Genomic DNA, 1,785 nt, shown 5'->3' with positions numbered 1-1,785 from the left:
AAATTAGATGATTTAAAAGATTTGGTTTTTATAAAAGATAATAAAGTATTTAATAAAAACTATTTAATATCAGATGAAATAGCTTTGTATTTAGAATAAAGCTAAGTTAATTAGAACTATTAAAGTTCTAATTAAAACTTATAGCTAAATCCTAAGTTTAATCTATATCCTGTATCAAACTCATTAGAAATATTCTTTGTAAAATCAGCATTAATGTCTAATTTAGAATTTGGTTTTACTAAAAATCCTATTTTAGCATTCAAGCCACTATCTTGGATATTGTTAAAATTGTTTTCTAAAAGAGCTACTACTTTACTTTTTGAAAGAGCATTTAGGTCTTTAAAGTATTGTAATTCAGTAACTAAGCTAAAGTTTTTGTTAAACTCAACCCCTGCTTTAACTCCTGCTTTTATACTAGCTTGAAGACCTTTTTTAGTTTCTATACTTGCATTAGTTCCTTTTAAGTCTAAGTCCTTAAATCTAGTAGCTATTAATTTAATATTAGGCTCTAAGTAATTATTATTTATACTAAATCTATGTCCTAAGCCTAAACCTATTTGATATAAGTCTAAGTAATTAGTAGTATATAAATCAATCTTTTTAGCTTCAAATTTATTTTTTAATGTTACATAAGCTAAAGAATAATCAATAAAGCTTCCATTATAAAAATTAGTAGAAGCATAAGCTCCAAATGACCTTACATTAGTAGAAGAGCTTAAAGCTTTATTTATTTCTAATCTTGAAATATTTGCAAATACTCCATAAGTTAGATTAAATCTATCTAAGCTTATATTCTTATCTATACCAACGCTTGTACCTTTGTTTCTTAAATCATTATAATTAGTCTTTAAATAATTATATGAATTATTAACCCAAAAGCCGTGATTTTTAATATCATCTCTTAGATAAGTAAATCTATCATTTAAAATCTCTGCTTGATTTTTTGCTACATAATAAGGTGTATTAATTATGCTTTTTAATTCAGCTTTTGTATTATCGTCTAATAATTCACTCATAAAATAATCTTTATAGTTTTTATTAATTAATTCTGTTGTAGTGTAATTAACATTGCCTTTACCATCAATTATTGCTTGGATTTCATCTTTGCTTAATTCTTTACCAGCTAAACCTACACTCCAAACTTCTTTAGTTCCATTCTCATCTTGCATAGTTGTATAATGAACTAGATTAGGTGATAATAATACACTTGAAATAGGTGTTGTATAAGTTATCTTAAAGAAGTCTTTATTAACTACTTTAGGTGCTGCAGCTATCATATCAGCTCTTGTAGAATTTGAATTAGTAGTATTTGAATTAGTAGTATTATTAATAATTGCAATAGGAACATAGCCATTAATTAATAAGCCTAAGTTTGTATTAGAAATATTAATTATATTATTAAAGCCACTTGCACCATATCTTGCAATGATTGCTCCACTAAAGTGATTATATAAAGAAGTATTATATCCACCACCTGTTATATAAAATGTAGAATGAGTAGCGTTTAGATTATTTACTGCTAATTGCCCTACTATTTTTGAATTAGTTGTAGTTAAGGTATTAGCTCTAATACCACCTTTAATAGCTGATTTTTCTATAGTGTAATCTCCACTTGTTATTTCTGCTTTATCATATACACTACTAGCATTATCATCTTTACCTTTTAAAAATACTTTAGTATCTTTAGAGCCTTCATTAGTATTATTTAAGAATACATTTGAGTTTGTAATCTCTCCTTTGTTTGCACTAATAGAAGTTGTTTTTAAATCTATATTTTTAATTACT

The 1,785-nt window shown here is 25.3% G+C and carries 1 protein-coding gene; it reads right to left on the bottom strand.

The annotated features are described in order from the left end of the window. Positions 1–131 precede the first annotated feature (131 nt). Positions 132–1,785 (bottom strand): autotransporter outer membrane beta-barrel domain-containing protein (locus AVBRAN12640_RS09785; protein ID WP_336613005.1); only part of this gene is annotated, 1,654 nt, incomplete at its 5' end.

The sequence above is a fragment of the Campylobacter sp. RM12640 genome (assembly GCF_020137595.1).
Taxonomy (GTDB): Bacteria; Campylobacterota; Campylobacteria; order Campylobacterales; family Campylobacteraceae; genus Campylobacter_E.
Note: the sequence above shows the minus strand (reverse complement) of the source record. Positions and strands in the feature narration are given on the sequence as shown.